Origin of the sequence: Deinococcus sedimenti (assembly GCF_014648135.1) — a bacterium.
GTDB classification, from domain to species: domain Bacteria; phylum Deinococcota; class Deinococci; order Deinococcales; family Deinococcaceae; genus Deinococcus; species Deinococcus sedimenti.
Window position 1 is genome coordinate 180866 of sequence record NZ_BMQN01000004.1, and the last position, 18347, is coordinate 199212.

General features: G+C 72.5%; 19 protein-coding genes and 1 pseudogene. 9 read left to right on the plus strand and 11 right to left on the minus strand.

What is annotated here, in order from left to right:
* Positions 1-38 precede the first annotated feature (38 nt).
* The 5 genes from IEY69_RS11525 to IEY69_RS11545 all read left to right on the plus strand — a co-directional run bounded on the left by IEY69_RS11525 (position 39) and on the right by IEY69_RS11545 (position 4881).
* A complete protein-coding gene (locus IEY69_RS11525; protein ID WP_189073286.1) occupies positions 39-473 on the plus strand; it encodes an ExbD/TolR family protein in 435 nt (144 codons plus the stop codon).
* Positions 470-2308 (plus strand): hypothetical protein, encoded by a 1839-nt coding sequence (locus IEY69_RS11530; RefSeq protein WP_189073287.1) that lies wholly within the window; start codon positions 470-472, stop codon positions 2306-2308. Before IEY69_RS11525 ends, IEY69_RS11530 begins: the two co-directional genes overlap by 4 nt.
* Before the next feature lie 16 nt (positions 2309-2324).
* Complete coding sequence (locus tag IEY69_RS11535) at positions 2325-3020, plus strand: hypothetical protein (protein WP_189073288.1); 696 nt, start codon at positions 2325-2327, stop codon at positions 3018-3020.
* A 113-nt stretch (positions 3021-3133) separates the two neighbouring features.
* Positions 3134-3910, plus strand: a complete 777-nt coding sequence (locus IEY69_RS11540; protein WP_062157397.1) for a type III pantothenate kinase — start codon at positions 3134-3136, stop codon at positions 3908-3910.
* A gap of 83 nt (positions 3911-3993) precedes the next feature.
* Positions 3994-4881, plus strand: a complete 888-nt coding sequence (locus IEY69_RS11545; RefSeq protein ID WP_189073289.1) for a TroA family protein — start codon at positions 3994-3996, stop codon at positions 4879-4881.
* A gap of 21 nt (positions 4882-4902) precedes the next feature.
* Here the strand turns inward: IEY69_RS11545 and IEY69_RS11550 are convergent, their stop codons facing one another.
* The 4 genes from IEY69_RS11550 to IEY69_RS11565 all read right to left on the minus strand — a co-directional run bounded on the left by IEY69_RS11550 (position 4903) and on the right by IEY69_RS11565 (position 8676).
* Positions 4903-5430 carry a DinB family protein gene (locus IEY69_RS11550; RefSeq protein ID WP_189073290.1) on the minus strand — a complete coding sequence of 176 codons (528 nt, stop codon included), beginning with the start codon at positions 5428-5430 and terminating at the stop codon, positions 4903-4905.
* 201 nt (positions 5431-5631) lie between these two features.
* Complete coding sequence (locus IEY69_RS11555) at positions 5632-6840, minus strand: vWA domain-containing protein (protein ID WP_189073291.1); 1209 nt, start codon at positions 6838-6840, stop codon at positions 5632-5634.
* Between the two features lie 105 nt (positions 6841-6945).
* Complete coding sequence (locus IEY69_RS11560) at positions 6946-7611, minus strand: hypothetical protein (RefSeq protein WP_189073292.1); 666 nt, start codon at positions 7609-7611, stop codon at positions 6946-6948.
* 96 nt (positions 7612-7707) lie between these two features.
* The gene (locus IEY69_RS11565; protein WP_189073293.1) at positions 7708-8676 is read right to left on the minus strand and encodes a hypothetical protein; all 969 of its coding nucleotides are present in this window, start codon (positions 8674-8676) and stop codon (positions 7708-7710) included.
* A 127-nt stretch (positions 8677-8803) separates the two neighbouring features.
* On the opposite strand from IEY69_RS11565, the gene IEY69_RS11570 reads away from it, so the two are divergent.
* Both IEY69_RS11570 and IEY69_RS11575 read left to right on the plus strand, forming a co-directional pair.
* Positions 8804-10489, plus strand: a complete 1686-nt coding sequence (locus tag IEY69_RS11570) for an HRDC domain-containing protein (RefSeq protein WP_189073294.1) — start codon at positions 8804-8806, stop codon at positions 10487-10489.
* Positions 10490-10720: 231 nt separating this feature from the next.
* The gene (locus IEY69_RS11575; protein WP_189073295.1) at positions 10721-11824 is read left to right on the plus strand and encodes a catalase family protein; all 1104 of its coding nucleotides are present in this window, start codon (positions 10721-10723) and stop codon (positions 11822-11824) included.
* Between the two features lie 22 nt (positions 11825-11846).
* On the opposite strand, the gene IEY69_RS11580 is transcribed toward IEY69_RS11575, so the two are convergent.
* The 5 genes and pseudogenes from IEY69_RS11580 to IEY69_RS11600 form a co-directional block, all read right to left on the minus strand.
* The gene (locus IEY69_RS11580; protein ID WP_189073296.1) at positions 11847-12200 is read right to left on the minus strand and encodes a (2Fe-2S) ferredoxin domain-containing protein; all 354 of its coding nucleotides are present in this window, start codon (positions 12198-12200) and stop codon (positions 11847-11849) included.
* Between the two features lie 33 nt (positions 12201-12233).
* Positions 12234-12947 (minus strand): annotated as a pseudogene (locus IEY69_RS11585) (ABC transporter ATP-binding protein); the annotation flags it as partial.
* 109 nt (positions 12948-13056) lie between these two features.
* Positions 13057-14061: a FecCD family ABC transporter permease gene (locus IEY69_RS11590; RefSeq protein WP_189073298.1), complete on the minus strand. Its 1005-nt coding sequence runs from the start codon at positions 14059-14061 to the stop codon at positions 13057-13059.
* Positions 14062-14931 carry an ABC transporter substrate-binding protein gene (locus tag IEY69_RS11595; RefSeq protein WP_189073299.1) on the minus strand — a complete coding sequence of 290 codons (870 nt, stop codon included), beginning with the start codon at positions 14929-14931 and terminating at the stop codon, positions 14062-14064. It abuts the gene before it with no gap.
* Between the two features lie 273 nt (positions 14932-15204).
* Positions 15205-15852, minus strand: coding sequence for a lysophospholipid acyltransferase family protein (locus IEY69_RS11600; protein WP_189073300.1), 648 nt, complete (start codon positions 15850-15852; stop codon positions 15205-15207).
* 114 nt (positions 15853-15966) lie between these two features.
* Here IEY69_RS11600 and IEY69_RS11605 point away from each other — a divergent pair, with 114 nt between their 5' ends.
* A complete protein-coding gene (locus tag IEY69_RS11605) occupies positions 15967-16602 on the plus strand; it encodes an SDR family oxidoreductase (RefSeq protein WP_189073301.1) in 636 nt (211 codons plus the stop codon).
* Between the two features lie 55 nt (positions 16603-16657).
* Here IEY69_RS11605 and xseB read toward each other — a convergent pair whose 3' ends face one another.
* Entirely contained in the window at positions 16658-16921 is a 264-nt protein-coding gene (xseB, locus tag IEY69_RS11610; protein WP_189073302.1) for an exodeoxyribonuclease VII small subunit, read from the minus strand.
* 29 nt (positions 16922-16950) lie between these two features.
* On the opposite strand from xseB, the gene IEY69_RS11615 reads away from it, so the two are divergent.
* On the plus strand, positions 16951-17628 hold the full coding sequence (locus tag IEY69_RS11615) for a flavin reductase family protein (RefSeq protein ID WP_229783887.1): 678 nt from the start codon (positions 16951-16953) through the stop codon (positions 17626-17628).
* An 85-nt stretch (positions 17629-17713) separates the two neighbouring features.
* Here the strand turns inward: IEY69_RS11615 and IEY69_RS11620 are convergent, their stop codons facing one another.
* Positions 17714-18343: a DNA-3-methyladenine glycosylase family protein gene (locus IEY69_RS11620; RefSeq protein WP_189073303.1), complete on the minus strand. Its 630-nt coding sequence runs from the start codon at positions 18341-18343 to the stop codon at positions 17714-17716.
* Between the last annotated feature and the right edge of the window lie 4 nt (positions 18344-18347).

The window sequence follows — 18347 nt, forward strand, 5'->3', positions numbered from 1 at the left end:
ACGGAACGAATGACGCCACCCGTTCACCCGGAGTCCGTATGACCCGCCCCGCCCGCCGCCGCTTCCGGGGGGATCACGACCCGGTGACGTTCGACTTCGCGCCGATGGTGGACATCGTACTGCTGCTGCTGATCTTCTTCTTCCTGACGAGCACGCTGGGTGCGCGGCAGAACGCGCTGCCGCTGGACCTGCCCCGCGCGAGCAGCAGCGTGCAGGAAACGCCGGACCTGCCCATCGTGAGTGTCAACCGCGCCGGGCAGGTGTTCCTGAACGGCAAGGCCACCACCCTGGCCAAACTGGGCGCGCAACTGCGGCCCCTGGCGGAACAGTCGGGCGGCGTGGTGGGCCTGCGCGCCGACGAGCGCGGCAGTTACGGCACCGTCGTCGGCGTGATGGATGAGATCAAGAAGGCGGGCGGCACCCGCCTCGCACTGGGCACGCAGACCGGGCAGGACGGCGGGGCCGCACCGTGACCACCCTGCCCCGCCCCACGCCCCCTGAATCCCGCGAGGGCCGCCGCGCCGCCGCCGCGACCGTCGCGGTGCACGTGGCGCTGCTCGCGGGCCTGCTCGCCCTGCGTCCCCAGCCGCTGCCACCTGCTGCGGCGCCCGATGCGACCCGCGCGCCGCTGGAAGTCGTGACGCTCGCCCCGGCGCCACCTGCGACCCCACCGACACCGGCCCGGACGATCACCACGCCGCGTCCCACCCCGGAGCGTCCCAGCCGGACCCCCAGTCCGGCCACGCCCGCGCGCCAGACTGCCGAGACCCGGCCGACGCCGCCACAGCCGACCACGTCGGCGCCCACCCCAACGAGTCAGGCTCCTGCATCCCAGACGGCCGCATCCCAGACGGCCGCATCCCAGACGGCCGCAGCCCAGTCACCCGCCGCGCCGACCCGAGCGGCGCAGGCTCCGGCGGACCGGGCTGCACCGTCACCTGAGCCCGCCCCTGCCACCCCGGTCGCGTCCGCGCCGACCCCTGTTCAGGCGGCCCCAGCTGCTCCAGCCGCGCCCCGTGACTCAGACGCCACGCCAACCCCATCAGAGCTGCCCTCGTTGGACGCCGCGACCCGACCCGCCGCCACCGGTGAGGCGGACGCCGCGTCCGGGCCGACCCCTGCCCGCGCGGCGGAACCGGAGCAGGCGGCCCCCGAGGCTCCCCGCACCGCCGCAACCGCTCCGTCGGACGCCGGGCCGATCAGTGCCCTGCCCCGCCGCGAGGACCTGACCCGCACCGCCCCGGAGGGTGTGGTCGCCCAGGCCACCCCGGTCCGCAGCGCGAGCCCCGCCGAAGCCCCGGTGGACGTGCGTGGCATTCCCGCGCGGCCTGTGAGCCGTGCCGACACACCCGCCGACACGAGCCCGGTCGCGTCCACCAACCGTGACCGGACGGCCGCCACCCCGCCCACCGCCAGCCCGGCGCCCTCCAGCAGCCGCGCGACGACCAGTGAGCCCGTCTCGGCCGCTCCGGTTGCCTCGACACCCGCCAGTCGGGCCGCTGATCCTGCCGCTACACCCGCACCAGCCGCCCGACCGGCCAGCGGCAGTGCCGCGCCGCAGACTCCAGCGGCGCAGAGTCCCGCGGCAGCCGCGCCCACTCCGCGGACCTCCGCCCCGGCCGCTTCTGCTCCGGCCGCCCCAGCCGCTTCCCCCGCCCCTCGCACCGAGCCCACCACGGGCGCAGGAACGGCTCCGGCGACCGGTACGCCCAGCCGCGACCCCGCCGCCAGCCCCACCCCGGCTGCGGGGACGTCCCCTGCACCCGGAACAGGCACGGCCCCCGCGGCCGGGACCCCGGACACCCCCACCTCCGCTCGGCCCGGGAGTGGTCCGGGTGGGGACGGCGGCACGCCCGCGGCCGGACGGGGCGGCGCCGCTGCCGGCAGTGGCGGTGGCAGTGACCCCGCCGCGCCCGTCGCGCGCGGTGGTGGCGCGGCCCCCGGGGCAGGCAGCGAGACGCGCCCACTGGCCTGCACGGTCGTCATCGACGTGCGCGGCCTGGGCGCGTTCCAGCGGGACATGACCAGCATCGTGTACGCGGGCGGGCAGCAGCTGTGGCCCGACGCCGCCCTGATCAAGGGGGTGTCCAGCGAACTCGTGCAGGCGGGGAACCTGCACACCTACGTGACCACCGAATCACATCTGGCCGCCTTCCAGAACGTCACCCGCGTGAAGGCCGAGCGCATCCAGCCCAGCCGCTTCGCCCCGAACTCGCGGGTGTACACCGACGTGACCATCTCAGACGCGGCCGCCGCGCAGTTCCGCTCGGCGGGCAGCGCCTGCCGCGTCGTCTACCTCAAAGATTGATCCTCCAAGGAGCCCCATGAACCGTCACCTGACCCTGCTGACCCTCTGCACGCTGCTCGCCGCGCCCGCACACGCCTGGGTGCCGAAACTGGAGGACACCACCGCCAAGAACGTCATCGACGGCGCGTACGGCCGCCGCGACCCGGTGCCCACCTACCTGAATGTGGACCTGACCGTCAAGGGCGCCGCATTCACGGCCGGGAAGGACGCCGTGACCGCCTTCGACGGCGGCGCCGCCTGCGTCACCGACTGGCTGGCCGCACCGGACGACTTCACGAAGGGCAGCCGCCCCGCGCAGCTCACCGTGAGCGGACAGGCGGACCAGCTGTACTTCCAGGCGCAGGACGCCCGGAACAACTTTCAGAACCTCAACGTGAAAACCGCGCTGGCCGAGGAGTCCGCCGCGCGCCGCCTGCCGGACGGGCAGCTGCGCGTGGACATCGCCGTGCGCGGCCTGCCGGGGGAGAAGGCGCGCGGCGCGTACCTGGTGCGCCTGAAGGGCCCCGACGGAAAACTGATCGCGCCCGTGAAGAGCACGTACGTGAACGATTTCAAGCAGGAGGGTGGCACCTGGAGCGGCACGCTCGTGTACTACTTCGAGCCGCTCAAGGCCGGGATCGGCGCCAGCGACACCGTGCCCCTGCTGCTGCGGACCGAGGCGGACACCGACTGCGCGTACCAGATTCCCCTGAACCTCGCCGCGTTCAACTGACCACCGGCCAGACCCGAAGAAGCTGAAATTCGCTGAGCAGAACGTCGAATGTGGGGGGCGGGCGGACCGTCACGCGGGACCCTCATTCGGGGAACTGCTCTAGAATGCGGGGCGTGCCTGCTTTCCCCCTCCTGGCCGTGGACATCGGCAACACCAGCACCGTCATCGGACTGGCCGACGAGCAGCTGAACCTCACGAACACCTGGCGGATCCGCACGAACCGCGAGCACCTCCCGGACGACCTCGCCATGCGCCTGCACGGGCTGCTGCAGTTGACGGGGGCGCCCATGCCGCGCGCGGCGATTCTCAGCAGCGTCGCGCCGCCCCTGGGGGAGAACTACGCGCTGGCGCTGCGCCGCCACTTCGCGGTGGAGGCCTTCGAGGTGCGCGCCACGAACCTCCCGGACGTCAGCGTGGAACTCGACGTGCCCGACGCCGTCGGCGCCGACCGCCTGTGCAACCTGTTCGGCGCGGAGAAGTACCTGGGGCACCACGAGTACGCCGTCGTGGTGGACTTCGGGACGAGCACGAACTTCGACGTGATCGGCCGGGGCCGCCGCTTCCTGGGGGGCGTGCTCGCCACGGGCGCGCAGGTCAGCGCCGACGCGCTGTTCAGCCGCGCCGCGAAACTGCCGCGCATCACGTTGCAGGCGCCGGGCACCGCCATCGGGAAGAACACCACGCACGCCCTGCAGTCCGGTCTGGTGTTCGGGTACGCGGAGATGGTGGACGGGCTGCTGCGCCGCATCCGCGCCGAACTGCCGGGTCCGGCGGTCGCCATCGCCACCGGGGGCTTCTCGCGCACCATTGAGGGCATCTGCCGCGAGATCGACCACTACGACGAGACGCTGACCCTGCGCGGCCTCGTGGAACTCTGGGCCAGCCGCTAGAGCCCTCCACAGGACCAGCGCGAGTCATCACCTCGGCCCGTACCGGCAGGTCATCGGCCCGTCCCCGGGCTACCCTGCACGGTATGACCGCCCCGCACCGCATCGTCAGCCTGCTGCCCAGCGCCACCGACCTGCTGTTCGACCTGCTGACCCACCTGGGCCTGGGGGAACGCGTGGTGGGCGTCAGTCACTCCTGCGACCACCCGCGCGCCCGGCACCTGCCGGTCCTGACCCGCTCCATCGTGGACAGCGCCGCCCCGCAGGCCGAGATCGACCGGGCCGTCAGTGAAGCCGTGCGGGAGGGCCGCGCCCTGTACCAGGTGGACGGCGAACTGCTCGACCGGCTGGCCCCCGATCTGGTCGTCACGCAGGGGGTCTGCGAGGTGTGCGCCGTCACGCCCGGCACGCTACAGGACGCCGTGCGGTACCTGCCCGGCTGCCTGCCCGCCGCGAACGTCCTCAGCCTGGAAGGCAAGAGCGTGCAGGGCATCCTGGACGACCTGCGCGCCCTGGCCGCCGCCGCCGGTGTCCCCGAGACCGGTGAGGCCCTCGCCCGGCAGGCGCAGGCCGACTGGGACGCCATCCAGCCCGCCCCCCACGCGCCGCGAGTCCTGACGCTGGAATGGACCGAACCCCCGTTCTACGGTGGGCACTGGGTGCCCGAGCAGGTGGAGAGGGCGGGCGGCGTGAACGTCCTGGGCACCCCCGGCACCGACTCGGGCCGCGCCACCTGGGACCAGATCGCGCCCCTGCGACCGGACGTGAGCGTCGTCCTGTGCTGCGGGTACGGCCTGAGCGACAACGTCACGTTCGCCCGCGACCTGCCCGACCTCCCGCTGGGAGAGGTGTGGGCGGTGGACGCCAACGCGCTGTTCAGCCGCCCCGCGCTGGGCGTCGTGCGCGGGGCGCAGGTCCTCGCCGACCTGCTGCGCGGCCAGGCAGCCCCCGGCCTCAGCGAACGCATCCGCTGAAGCTGGCCTGCGTGGTGTGGCCTACGCGGGCCGCATGATCCGCAGGTACGCCCGCCACGGCCCCACCGCCTCCCGGTACCCGCCCCCCAGCGTGCGCGTGATCTGAAGGACGTGATCCAGGTCATGCGCCGCCCAGGTCGCCAGCAACTGCGCCAGCGTCACCGACCCGAACTCGGGGTGCGTGCCGCGCCGTCCCAGTTCCGCCGCGCCCAGGGTCAGGGCGTCCAGCGCGTCCAAGCTCTCCTCTCGCACCGCCGCGAAGTCGTCCAGCAGTTCATCCAGCGACCGCGCCGCCTCCGCCGCCTGATGCCCGGCCCGGTCGAACGGCGGGAACACCTCCGCCTCCCCCGCCGCGAGCAGCACCCGCGCCCGCGGCAGCCAGTTCGTGCGGTCCGCGTGCGACAGGTGCGCCACCACCCCACGCGGCGACCACGTCCCCGGCCCCTCGTCCAGCTCCGCCCACGCCTGTGGCAACCCGCGCAGGAGCGCGTCCAGCACGCCCGGCGTCCGCGCCAGCTGCGCCCGCACCGTCCCCAGATCCACGTTCATACCCGCAGCATAAAAGGGAAGAGGCAGGCCGCCTCACGCCGCACGCCCCCTTGAATGCGCACCGCGTCTACGGATTCCGTCTGTTTCGCCCTCCACCCGGAAGAACGCCGGGTTGCCCACTCCACGCCCGGAACCCGCTTTTCCCCTCCTCGCATCCGCTCGGGTTGAAAGATGTTGCACACCTTTCAACCGGAGTCCGGATCAGTTGATCATCTTCGTCTTGTTCGTCATGAAGTCCATCAGCACGTACTGCCCGATGTTGTGCGGCGTCGTGAAGTACGCCTTGCCGCGCGTCATCTCCGAGACGCGGCGCACGAAGCCCACCAGATCCGGGTCGCGGGCCAGCATGAACGTGTTCACCTGAATGCCGCTGCGGCGGCAGTTCGCCACCTCGCGCAGCGTCGCGCCCAGCACGTACGGGTCCAGACCGTACGCGTTCTTGTAGATGCGCCCGTCCGGCAGCGTCAGCGCCGAGGGTTTCCCGTCGGTGATCATCACGATCTGCTTCATGTCCTTGTTCTCCCGCTTCAGCAGCTGCTGCGCCAGCCGCAGGCCGCCCGCGGTGTTCGTGTGGTACGGCCCGATCTGCGCCTGCGCGAGCTTCCCGACCGGGACCTCCTCGGCGCTGTCGTGGAACAGCACGAACTTCACGGTGTCCCCCGGGTACTGCGTGCGGATCAGGTGCGCCAGCGCCAGCGCCACCTGCTTGGCGGGCGTGAAGCGGTCCTCGCCGTACAGGATCATGGAGTGCGAGCAGTCCAGCAGCACCACCGTCGCCGCCGACGAGTTGTACTCCGCCTGCCGGATCACCAGATCCGACTCCTCCAGGTTGTCGAAGCCCTTGCTGATCACGTTCCCGAGCGTGGCGGTCGTGTCGAGGTTCATGGTGTCCCCGAACTCGTACCCCTTGAGTTCACCGGTCATCTCGACGCCCGACGCGTACTCGCGCGTGTCGTGCGACCCGGCGCTGCTGCGCCCCAGGCCGCCCATCAGGTCCCGCAGGCTCTTGTACCCCAGGAAATCGATGCTCTTGTCGGTCAGCTGGAACTTCGCGTCGCCGGGATCACCCGCGCCGCCCCCCTCGCCATCCTCGAACTCCTTGCGGATGAATCCGTCCTGCTGCAACTTGTCCATCAGCCGCTGGATCTGCTGGCCCAGCCCGGTCTCGCGGATGTCGTCGGCCTGCATGGCCTCCATCAGCTGCTCCTCGGGGATCATGTTCCGCTCCGCGAGCGCCTGCAGGATCGCGTCGAACAGGTCGTCCATGCTGGGGCGCGCGTTCGGGTCCGGGTCGTACGGGTCGTTCATGCCCTGCCCCAGCAGCGCCTCCTGAATCATCTGCATCAACTCGCTGCTGTCGAGCTGATCGAGTTCCCCCTCGAACTTGCTGTACCGCGTGACACGCGCCATGTGAACCTCCGTTCCCCGCAGCATGGCGCGTTTGGCGTGCGGGGTTTGTAAGGCTCTGGGTGTTTGCCTCCGCCCCGCCCGAAGGACTCCCGGTCAGGGAGTCGGTCAGAAGCGGATGCGCTGCTTCAGGGTGGGCGACAATCTCAGTTTCACGAGGCAGACGCCCGGCACGCCGTCCACCGCAGCGTTCGCGCTGATCGTCAGGGTGTTCGGGGTGTTCCCGCCCGCCTTCACGCCGATCACGGGTGACAGGGCCTCCCACGTGTAGGACACGCCCAGCCCGTAGTACTGACTGGGGTTGGCGAGGTCGTACGTGCCGCCCGCGTTCCGGTTCATCTTCAGGATCCAGGGTTCACTGCCGGCCGGGATCAGCTCCACGCTGGCCTGCCCGCCCGCGTCCTTGGCCGTCATCGTGAAGGTCTTCAGGGTGACGGTGATCTGCGCGGCGGTGGGCGCGCATGCGAAGCTCGCTCCGGCGAACTGCATGGGGATCTCCAGTTTCGACGGGTTGCCGACGCGCGACACGACCTCCTCGTACGACACGTCGTCGAACGTCGCCGCGTACGTCAGGGTGCCGGAGGCCACGGCCTGCGGCGAGAGTGCCTGCGGGGTGGGGACGGGCGTGACCTCCCCGCCGACGTCCTGTCCGGCGATGGGCAGCGCCGCCACCTGCTGCCCGTCGGCAGCGGCGCGGACCAGTGACCCGCAGCCACTCAGGGCGGGCGCGGCAAGCAGTGAGCAGATCAGGGCGGAACGGAGCCGGGTACGCATGGGAAACCTCCTGGGGTGGCGCAGGCCACCTGCCAGGAGCCTAGGCGGGCACGCGTTGCAGGGGCGTTGCGCGCCCCACGCGCCACCCTGCGCCGCTCAGGGCTGACGCAGCGTGATCGTCTGGTCCTGCGTCAGCGTGGCGCTGATCTGCATGTCGTCCAGGGTCATGAGCATGCGCATCTGCATGGTCGTGCGGACGCTGCTGCTGACGGTCAGCCCGTCGGGGCGGGCCAGGGACTCGCCTTTCACTGAGCCGCCAGTCACATTCATCTGGAAGAGGACCTGCCCGGCGCGGTCCTTCACGCTCGTCTGCCACGCGCCGAACGTCCCGGTCTGCGTGAAGCGCAGCCGACCGGCGGCGTCCGGCCCGGTGAAGGTCAGGCGGCTGGTGACGGCCAGGGGCGTGCTGGTCAGCGTGGCGGGGTCCACGTCCGAGTCCGGGTCCTGCAGGATCGGACCCAGCAGCGCGCCCATCATGCTGTCGAGCGGCACCTCCTGCCGGGTTTCGCGGCTCTGGCCGGGGGTCAGGGGCAGGCCGATCAGTTGCGGTCCCGTGCCGCTGCTGTTCGACGCGCGGATCAGTTCATTCAGGTTCATCTGCTGGTACAGGCGGTTCACGTCCGCGTTGTCGCTGCTGAGCTTCAGGTCCGTCAGCGTCCCGTTCGCGTCGAGCGTCTGCGTGGCCTTCGTCGTCAGGGCCTTCGGCAGTCCCGGAATGGTCTGGATCAGGGTCTGTTGCAGGGTCACGCCCCCCAGCGCGTCGCGCGCGGCGACCCGCGTGAAGCTCTTGCCGGTGATGGTCGTGGTCTGCCCGCCCATCCCCTGGAAGGAGGTCCGCACGGCGTCCAGTTCCTTCTGCGGGACGTTCGCGCCGGGACGGGCGGTGACCTTCACGTCACTGACCTTCAGGACGCTGGTCAGGGTCGAGCGCTGCTCGACGGTGGTGCCCACCGGGGCACTCAGGCGCAGTGTGGTCGCCGTTCCCGTTGCCGGAGCCGACTGCGCGCCCGCCGGGGTGAACAGGGAAGAGGAGAGGAGCAGGCCGGTCAGGAGGAGAGGACGCATCGCCAGCACCCTACGCGCCCCGCACCGCCCAGGTTGCCGCAGGTGACCGGGCGGACAGCGAACGTGAAGGGAGGTCCCACGGTCGTGTGGCGGCGCGCGGCGTGCGCGGTGCGTCAGAATGATGGGCATGACTGATCCCGTGACTTCCGTTCGTCCTGACGCCCGGCTCGTGCGCCTGCACGCCGGGCGGGGCGATCCGCACGCCCGCCTTGCCGGGGCGCTCGCTGACCTCGAGGGCGCCGCGTGGGGCCTGCTGCTGCGTGACGAGACGGCCCTGGCCCGCCAGCTGGCCGCTTCACTGGGCGCCGGAACGCTGCGCGTGGACGCCCGAGTCCGCGTGAACCGCGAGGCGCTGGCCGCCGCCGGACTGGCCGCCGCGAGCGCCGACGCCGACTGGCGCGGCGCGCGCGCCGTGTGGCTGCTGGAACCCACCCCGGCCGAACTGGACCGCGCCCGCCGCGCCGGGGTGCCCGTGATCGTGGACGCCACCCTGGCCCCCGGCGGGACGTGGCTCGCGCAGGGCGCGCGGCTCGTCGCGTACCGCGACAGCGTGACCCTGACCGGGCACGGCGACGCCCCCCTGAGCGCCCTGTTCGGCACGGGCGCCGCCCCCGCCCCGCTGGCCGCCGCGCCCAGTGACCTGAGCGTCGCGCTGGCCCTGCGGGACGTGGCGACCCTGCCGCTGCGGCTGGCGCGCGCGGCCCGCACGACCACGCAACTGGCGGAGCAGCTGGGCGGCGCGGCGCAGCCCGCCGGGCCAACCGCGCTGCTGCTCGCGCCGGACGCCGCGGCGGACACCGAAGCTCCGCTGGGCGGCGTGCTGACCGCCGCGCGCAGCGTGCCGGGCGGCGTCCTGATCACGCCCGGCCTGGAGGACACGCGCGCCGCCCTGACGCTCCTGCGCGGCGAGGCCGACACGCAGGGCCCCGCAGACCCGGACACCACGACACAGGCCGAAGCGACCGACGAGGAGGGCCGGGGCGACCCCCGCACCGAGGGCCGTCCGGAGTTCCGGGAACGCCGCGAGAGCCGCGACCGCTTCGAGCGCCGTGAACGCGGCGGGCGCCGCGACGACCGGCGGGACGACCGCCGCGACCGGGGCGGCCGCGACCGTTTCGAACGCCGCGACTTCCGCCCACCCGTGCCCGCCCAGCGGGGCGAGCAGCCCGACGCACCCAGCACCCCGTCCCAGCCGGACGTGCCCGAACGCTTCACCTTCGAGCCTCCCGCCGCTGCTGCCCCCGTGAGCACGCCCACCCCGGTCGCGGCACCCGCCCCGGCGCCCTCCCCCCAGGCGGAGCCGGAGGAGACCTGGGAGCCGGAGATCGTGTTCAGCGACTCGCCCGTGCAGGGGGCCGGTCCACTGCCCACCCCGGTCAGCAGCGGACCCAACGCCCCGAACCTCCCGCAGGTGCCGGACGTGCGCCATCAGGCCGTCGAGGAACAGGCCCAGCCCACCGAGGAGCAGGCCGCCGAGGAGCGCCCCGACGCCGCCGACGCCCAGCCCGAACCGGAACCCACCCCCGAACCCGCCCCGGTCATCCTGCCCCCGGACCTGCCCGGCGGGAAGGAGGACCCGGCCGCGAACCTCACCGACGGGCAGCTGGCCATCTACGCCCGCCTGCGCGAGTGGCGCAACGCCGAGGCGAAACGCCAGGAGATCAGCCGCTTCATCATCGCCAGCAACGCCACCCTGGCCGAGATCGCCCGCCGCGTCCCGTACACCCTGGACGACCTGCGCGAGGTCAAGGGCATGGGACAGGCCCGCCTGGGCAAGTACGGCGACCGGATACTGGAGGTCGTGCGCGGCTGACCGTCCGCGGGAAGAAGGGGGGCCGGCCGGTGCGTCGGCCCTTCTTCATGTTCGCTCAAGGCGGTGGCGGCACGGGGACCGATAGGCTCGCGGCATGATACGGATTCCGTCTGTTTCGCCCTCAACCCGGAAGGCCACCGGGTTGCCCACGCCACGCCCGGAACCCGTTCCGCTCCAACTCTCATCCGCTCGAACTGAACGGTTTTGGCAAACCATTCAGTCGGAGTCCTTATGAGCCCTGACTTCGTGCGGTACCGCGACGACCTGGAACGCCCGCAGCCCGACGAGGCGCGCACCTTCGCGCAGCTGGCCCGCGTCATGCAGGGCTACAGCGAGGCGTTCCACACCCGCTACCACCACGCGGTGCGCCCCGTGCACAGCAAGGGTCACGGCCTGCTGATCGGGGAACTGGAGGTCCCGGACCTGCCACACCACCTCGCGCAGGGGCTGTTCGCCGCGCCCGGGCGTTACCCGGCGGCCGTGCGGCTGTCCACCCCGCCCGGCGACATCCTGCCGGATAGCGTGTCCACGCCGCGCGCGCTGGCCCTGAAGGTCGTGGGTCCGGCCGGGCAGGTCATGGTGGACGGGCACGCGGGCGAGGTCACGCAGGACTTCCTGCTGAACAACGGCCCCGTGTTCGCCGCGAAGGACGCGGGCGGGTTCCTGAACAACCAGCTGCCCATCCGCCTGACCCTGAACGCCCCGGAGGAACTCAAGGTCGCGGCGGCGCTGGGCGCGCAGGTCGCGGCGCGCATCGCACCGGACAGCGGCCCGCTGGCGGGCGCCCTGAAACAGCTCGGCGGACACCCCTCCACGCACCCGCTGGGCGAGACGTACTACTCGCAGCTGCCCATCCGCTGGGGCGAGTACGTGGCGAAGGTGGCGCTGGTCCCCACCGCCGAGCACCTGCGCGCCCTGACCGGGCAGGCGGTGCGCGTCCTCGGGCCGGGCCGCGCCGACGCCCTGCGCGCCGCCGTCGCCCAGGTCATCCGCGCGTCGGGCGGCACCTGGGACCTGCGCGCGCAACTGTGCACCGACGAGACCCGCATGCCCATCGAGGACGGCTCGGTCCGCTGGGACGAGACCCTCAGTCCCTTCGTGACCGTCGCGCGGCTGCACGTCCCCCCGCAGGACCCCGCGCGGCCCGACAAACTGGTGTTCGCCGACGACCGCCTGAGCTTCAGCCCCTGGCACGCCCACGCCGCGCACCGCCCGCTCGGCAGCGCCATGCGCGCCCGCCGTCACGTCTACGAACAGTCCACGGCGTTCCGGCGCGAACACAACGACGAACCCATGCGCGAACCCCGCACCGCAGGGGACCTGCCCACCCCCTGACCGGTGCGGTCAGCTCTGACCGTCAGGTCTGCTCGTCCGGTCCGTAGCGGTGCTCGGTGGGCAGGGGCGCGCGGTCGTGCGTGGCCTGCGCCACCCGCGCGGCCAGTGGGAAGTCCACGGCGGCGTACCACGCTTCCTCCAGGCCCGCGCCGCCGGGGTCCGGGCGGTACACGCACAGCGCCGGGCCGTAACTGCACGCGCCCAGGCAGCCGCTCTCGGTGAGGCGCAGCGTGCCGCCGCGTTTGTAGTAAGCGAGCGACTGGCGTTCCAGGTGGTTCCAGAGTGCCTTGTGCAGCAGTGCGGAGCCGCGTGACTGGCAGTTGGGTCCCTGGCAGATGAGCAGGTGGCCGTGGGTGGGGAAGTACTTCGGGGGCATGCCTCTCCTTGCGCGGCCCTGTGTGGGCGCCGCTCAATCCTGGGGGATGACCAGCAGGCGGTCTGCGTGCTGCACCACGTTGACGTGCAGCCCGTACGCGGCGTGCAGGTGCGCGGGCGTCAGCACCTCGCGGGGCGTGCCGCTGGCCTGCACCCGCCCGCCATGCAGCAGCACGAGGTGATCGGCACGTGCGGCGAGGTTCAGGTCGTGCAGCACCGCCACGACGCCCAGGCCGCCCGCGACCTCGCAGCGCAGGTAGCGGATGACGTCCAGCGCGTACGCGAGGTCGAGGTGGTTGGTGGGTTCGTCCAGCAGCAGGAAGCGCGGTTCGGCCGCCAGCGCGCGGGCCAGCGCCGCCCGCTGCCGCTCCCCGCCGCTGAGTTCGGACACGCGGCGGTCCTCGAACCGGCGGGTGTCGGTGCGGTCCAGCGCGGCGTCCACGGCGGCCTCATCGGCGGGGGTCCAGGGGGTGCGGGGCAGCAGCCCGAAGCGCCAGTCGCCCGCGCCGCGCCCCAGCGCCACCACGTCCCGCACGCGCGCCCCGTCCGGCAGGCCCTCGCTCTGCGCGAGGTACGCCAGCTGCCGCGACCGCTGCGCGCGACTCCAGGCCCCCAGGGGCCGCCCGGCCAGGGTCACCTCGCCCTGCGTGACGGGGTTCAGGCCCAGCAGGGCGCGCAGCAGCGTGCTCTTGCCCGCACCGTTCGGGCCGATCACGGCGCTGAACACGCCGGGCCGGAAGGTGGCACTCACGCCCCGCACCGCCGGGAACGATCCGGCATGGACGTGGACGTCATGCGCGACCAGGGCGTCCTGGGTGGTCGCCTCCGGCTGCGGTGGCGTCGTGTTCCGCAACAGGTCAGTCATGGCGTTCCTTGCGCAGCAGCCACAGGAAGAACGGGCCGCCCAGCAGGGTGGTCACGATCCCGACCTGCGACAGCGGCGTGGTGCGGGCCAGCAGGTCCGCGCCGACCAGCAGCGCCCCGCCCAGCAGCGCCGAGAGCGGCAGCAGCGTGCGGTGCCCGGGGCCGAACGCGAGGCGGATCATGTGCGGCACGATCAATCCCACGAAGCCGATCACGCCCACGTACGCGACGGCGCCAGCCGTGGCGAGGCTCGCGGCGATCACCGCGATCAGCCGCAGCCGCTCAACCGGGACGCCCAGGCTGCGGGCGGTCAGTTCGCCCAGTTGCAGGGTGTCCAGCGCGCGGGCCAGCAGCAGCAGCGCCCCGCAGCCCAGCCCCACGTAGGGCAGCACGGTCAGCACGTCCCGCCAGCCGCTGAAGCCCAGGTCGCCCAGCGTGTACGCCAGCACCTGCCGCGCCCGGTCCTCGCCACGCAGGATCAGCGCGGTGGTCGCGGCGCTCAGGACGCTGCCCACCACCACGCCCGCCAGGATCAGCCGCGTGGGCGGAAAACGGCGCCCCTCGCGCGCCAGGGACAGCGTGCACGCCACGGCGACCAGCGCGGTCAGCAGCGCCGACACCGGGATCAGCGCGCGGGGCCACCCCGCCACGATGGCGACCGTGGCGCCCAGCGCGCTGCCGCTGGCGACGCCCAGCAGGTACGGGTCGGCCAGCGGGTTGCGGAACACGCCCTGGAACGCGCCGCCGCACACGCTGAGGCTCGCGCCCACCAGCGCCCCCATCACCACGCGCGGCAGGCGGATCTGCCACACGATCACGTCGTTCCCCTCCAGCGCCTGCCGGGTCACGCCGCGCCACAGCGCGCCCAGCACCTCGCCGGGCGGAATCGTCACGCTGCCCAGCCCGGTGCCCAGGACCACGGCGGCCAGCAGCAGCGCCGCGAGCAGCAGCGTGCCCAGGCCCACCCCCAGCCCCCGGCGCGGCGCGGCGACCTGCATTTACTTGAACAGTTCCGGGTGAATCAGTTTCGCCAGGCCCATCAGCGCCTGCCCCAGGCGCGGTCCCGGGCGGCCCAGCATGGTGTTCAGTTCAGCCGGGATGTCCCGGACCTTCCCGGTCTTCAGGGCGCTGATGCCGCTCCAGCCGGGGCGCGCGCCCGCCGTCTTGGCGTCCACGCCGAGGATCAGCTGCGGGTTGGCCTTCACGATGAACTCCGGGTCCACCTTGGGGAAGTCGCCCATGCTGGCGGGGATGATGTTGCGCGCGCCGGCCTTGGTGAGCAGCACGCCCATGAACGAGTTCGGGCCGATCGAGTACGGGGTGGGGTCGATCTCGAAGTACGCGGTGGGTTTGCGCACGGCGTTCTTCGTGAGGATCTCCACGCGCGCGATGTCGCCCTTGATCTTCCCGACGAGGGCCCTGGCCTGCGCCTCGCGGTTCAGGATCTTCCCGAGCAGCGCCGTCTTCGTGAACACCTCGTCGTACGTCTCGGGGTTCACGGCGATCACGGTCACGCCCGCCTGCGTCAGCGGCTCGGCCAGCTTCCCGTACTGACTGACGAGCACCACGTCGGGTTTCAGGGCCACCATCGCCTCGATGTTCGGGTTGTACAGGCCGCCGACCTTGGGCAGTTTCGTCGCCTGCTGCGGGAAGTCGCTGTAGTCGTCCACGCCGACCAGGCGGTCGCACAGGCCAAGGGCGCACACGGTCTCGGTGGTGCTGGGCAGCACGCTGACGATCCGCTTCGGCTCGGCTTTCAGGGTCACCTTGCGGCCCAGGTCGTCGGTGATGGTCAGGGGGTAGGTGGTGGCGCCTGCGGCGCCGCTCAGGGCGGCACTCAGGGTGATCAGGGTCAGGATGCCTTTCATGGGGAACTCCTTGCCCTCCGGCAACGAAACGCGCCGCCCGGGTGGGGGCGGCGGCGGGAAACACAGTGTCCGTGGCAGGCCCCGCGCGGTGGGGGCGCTCACGGCGTGCCCCCAGTCCGCGAGGGGTCAAGCCACGCCCGCCCGGTCCGGGCGGCGCGAACGGCGGGGGTGCTCGGCCTTCCTCAACTGCGCTGAAGTTACCGTTGCGCGACAGGGCCGGACTCTCACCGGACTTCCCCCCGCAGCCGTCACCGGCGAGTATAGCGCCGGCCGCTACAGCTTCTGCCCGACCGGGACGGCCAGCGTGGACAGCACCTCGCCCAGCTCTCCGGTGATGGCCTTGATCCCCCCGCGGGGCGGGATCGGCTCGCCGAAGCGGATGATCCAGCGCTTCCCGTCGCGGCTGACCCCGGCGGGCAGGATAGGCGCGCGGCCCTTCGCAGCGATGAGGGCCACGCCGCCCTGCATTTCATGCCCGCCGCGCGTGCCCTGCGGGAAGATGCCGACCGTCCCGTTCGCTTTCAGGATGCGCAGCGCCGTGCGCACCGCGCCCAGGTCGTTCCCGCTGCGGTCCACCGGGAAGGACCCCCCGGCGCGGATGATGTCCCCGATCACCGGCAGGAACAGTTCCTTCTTCGCCATGAACTGCAGGAACCGCCCCGGCGGCAGCGACCGCGCCACCAGGAACGGGTCTAGGGCGCTGACGTGGTTCGCGGCGACCACCAGGGGCGTGCCGGGCGGCGGGACGTGCTCACGGCCATGCACTTCGAGGTGCATGCCGCTGACGATCACGGGCAGGTACGTGGTGTCCACCACCAGCCGGTACACCCAGGGAATCACGGGCGGGGCGGGCGGCTCGGCCGTGGGGGCTGTGGCGGCTGGCGGGGCCGCAGGCTTCTCGGGGTGAGCAGCTTCACTCATTGCCCGCAGGATACGCCGGCATCCACGAACTGACCTCCGCGTTCTGGCGGGGTGCCGGGGGAACCGTGGCAGATCGCGCGGTCCCGCCGCCCCGAGGGGCGCACCCTGCGGAGCATGAATCTCGCAGTGATCGGAGCGGCTGGTGGTGTGGGCCGCCGCGTGGCCGCGCAGGCCGCCGCCAGCGGGCATCAGGTGCGGGCGCTGGTCCGCACTCCTGAACAGGCCGCGCAACTGGAGGCCCTGGGTACGCAGCCCGTCCTGGGTGACCTGACCGGCAACTGGACGGCCGTGCTGGACGGCGCCGACGCGGTCGTGTGGGCCGCCGGGGCCGGGGCCAGCGGGAACTTTCAGGCCATTGACGGGGACGCCCTGATCGCCGTGACGGACGAACTCGCCCGCCGCGCCGCGATGGGCGGCCCGCGCCGCGTCGTGGTCGTCAGTTCCATGGGCGTGGACCGCCCCGAGCAGATGCCGCCCTTCCTGACGGCCGTGCTACGTGTGAAGGCCATCTCGGACGCGCACGTGCAGGCCAGCGGGCTGGAGTGGACGGTCATCCGCCCCGGCGGCCTGACCGACGCCCCCGGCACCAGCAGGGTCAGCGCCGGGATGCCCGCCCCGCGCGGCATGATCGCCCGTGACGACGTGGCGGCCGTGGTCCTCGCCTGCCTCAACGAGCCGCGCAGCGTGCGCCGCACTTTCGAGGTGGTCGCCGGGGACACCCCGGTCGCGCAGGTGGTCGCCGCGCTGTAAGTAAACAGTGGGGAGTGGGCTGGAGGTCAACCCCGCTCCGCTCCCCACTCACTCGCTACTCCTCATCGTCTGTGTCGGTCTTGTCTGTGTCGATCTCGTCTGCGTCCGTCTCGCCTGTGTCACCATCGTCGGCCCAGTCGCCGGCCAGCACGGCGCGCACGGCCTCGATCCGCTCGCGGCACCGGGCGTATGCGGCGCGGGCGTCCTCCAGCAAGGGCAGCACGCGGTCCAGGTCGGCCTCGCCGGACTCGAGTTCGGCGGCGATGCGGCTCAGCCGGGCGTACGCCTCCCGGTACGAGGTGGGCTGAGGCTCAGTCATGCTGGCCATGCTACCGCTACGCTGCGCGCATGACGCCCCCCGACATGACGCCCCGAGAGGCACCGCCTCAGGACGTGACGCACTTCGACCTGACGGCGCTGCCCGGCGCGGCGCGCTACAAGCTGCTCACGGCGACCGTCACACCCCGCCCCATCGCGTGGGTGAGCACCCTGGGCGCGGACGGGCACGTGAACCTCGCGCCGTACTCGTTCTTCGGCCTGATGGGCAGCGACCCGCCCGTCGTGGCGTTCGCGCCCGGCGACCGCGCGGACGGCACGCCGAAGGACACGGCGCTGAACATCGGTGCGGGCGGCGAGTTCACCGTGAACATGGTCAGCGAGGCGCTGGCCGTCACCATGAACGCCACCGCCACGGACTTCCCGCACGGCCACGCGGAACCGGACGCGCTGGGCATCCCGCTCGCGCCGGGCGTGAAGGTCGCGGTGCCGCGCGTGGCCGCCGCGCCCGCCGCGCTGGAATGCCGCGAGGTGCAGACGGTCCTGATCGGCCGCACCCGCATCATCCTGGGCGAGGTGCTGGGCCTGACCCTGCGCGCAGCCGCCGTGCAGGACGCGCAGCGGCACCACGTGGATACCGGCGCGCTGGACCTGATCGGCCGGATGGGTGGGCGCGGCACGTACGCCCGCACGCGCGACACGTTCGTCATCGACCGGATTCCCTTCGAGGAGTGGCAGAAGGAACAGTAGGCAGTCGGGCAGGGTGGGACGGTCTTGACCTGGGCGGATTCATCGCGCCCACGCTGTCGACCATCAACCATCAACCATCAACCCGTCACACCGGTTCCCCGCCGGCTTTCACGCGGGCGTTGTCCGCCCAGACGTACCGGGCGGCCAGGGTGCGGTACGGGGCCCAGCGGTCCAGCACCTCGGTACTGGGCGCGTCCGGGTGCAGCCGCGCGAGGCCCTGGCGCAGCGCGAGGTCCCCGAGGCTGAACACGTCCGCGCGGGCCAGGGCGAACATCAGGAACATCTCGGCGGTCCAGCGGCCGATACCCGGGAGGGGCAGCAGGTCGCGGATCACGGTCTCGTCGTCCTGTTCGCTCAGGTGCGTGAAGTTCACCGCGCCGGTCTTTGCGGCCTGCGCGATGGCCTGCACGGTCCGCACCTTCGCCCAGGACAGGCCCGCGCCGCGCAGCGTGTCGCCGCTGGCGGCCAGCAGGGTGTCGGCCGTGACCTCACCCAGCGTCTCCGTCACGCGGGCGTGGATGCTCGCAGCGGCCTTCACGCTCAGCTGCTGCCCGGTCACGTTGCGGATCAGCGTCCCGAACGGGTCGGTGGTGGGCGTCAGGACCGGCAGGTCGCCCACCCGGGCGATCACGCCCGCCAGCACGGGATCCCGCGAGAGGTGTCGGGTGGCGGCGGCGTGACCGGCGAGGGGCGCCTGATGCTCGGGCAGGGGCATGCCC